The 1,089-nt window shown below is 49.1% G+C and carries 1 protein-coding gene; it reads left to right on the top strand.

What is annotated here, in order from left to right:
* Nucleotides 1-1,089, top strand: a 1,089-nt coding sequence (gene rsxC / locus A3739_RS23825; RefSeq protein WP_082878581.1) for an electron transport complex subunit RsxC, incomplete at both ends; no start/stop codon positions are given.

Below are 1,089 nucleotides of genomic sequence, written 5' to 3'. Positions count from 1 at the left end.
TTGCAGACGCAGATGGTGTAATCAGCGCCTGTGTGCACGCACCAAGCTCTGGTGTGGTTCGAGAAATAAGCGATCAAGCCATTGCACACCCATCAGGATTAAGCGCTCCATGTGTTGTCATTGATACCGACGGCGAAGATCAATGGTGCGAACTAGAAGCACATGAAGATTATCTAAATCTTGAGCGCGAAAAAGTCCTTAAGTGTATTCGTCGTGCGGGCGTTGCTGGCATGGGCGGAGCTGGCTTTCCAAGTGAAGTAAAACTCCACCCAGCAAACCAAAAGAAACTCAAGACACTGGTCATTAATGGTGTGGAGTGCGAGCCGTATATCACCTCCGATGACATGTTAATGCGCACCTATGCCGACGAAATGCTACGCGGCATAGAGATCATGGCGCGCCTACTTGAGCCGCAACATATCGTATTAGCGATCGAAGACAACAAGGCTGAAGCTTATACCGCAATTCAAGAAGCACTTGCCGAACATCAAGGCCATACTAGTGCCAGCCAATACACGATTGAACTTGCAGTCATCCCCACTAAATACCCATCTGGTGGTGAAAAACAGCTTATCTATATTCTGACAGGTGAAGAAGTGCCTAGCGGCGGCATCCCTGCCGATATCGGCGTCGTATGCCAAAATGTCGCAACGGCTCGTGCAGTGTATCGCGCAGTTCGCTACGGAGAGCCATTGATCTCGCGCATCACAACGCTCACCGGTGATCAGTTCAAAAAATCATGCAATGTTGAATCGCTTATCGGTACACCGATGTCGCACTTGCTCCAGGAATTTCAGTTTCAAGATAGTCGCGATGCGCGCTTAATCATTGGCGGTCCAATGATGGGTTACACCATCGAACAGCTCGATACGCCGGTCGTTAAAACAACAAACTGTATTCTTGCGCCGTCTGCCAAAGAGTTGCCATTTGAAGATCAAGCTCAAGCCTGCATCCGTTGTGGCCTTTGTACAGAAGCCTGCCCAGCAGAGTTATTGCCTCAGCAACTATATTGGTTCTCTCGTTCTGCCGAGTATGAAAAAGCTGAACAGCACAATCTATTTGATTGCATCGAATGTGGCGCCTGTGCCT

This window comes from Oleiphilus sp. HI0067 (assembly GCF_001635735.1).
The sequence above is the reverse complement of the archived record's forward strand: the minus strand, read 5'-3'. Positions and strand labels throughout refer to the sequence as shown.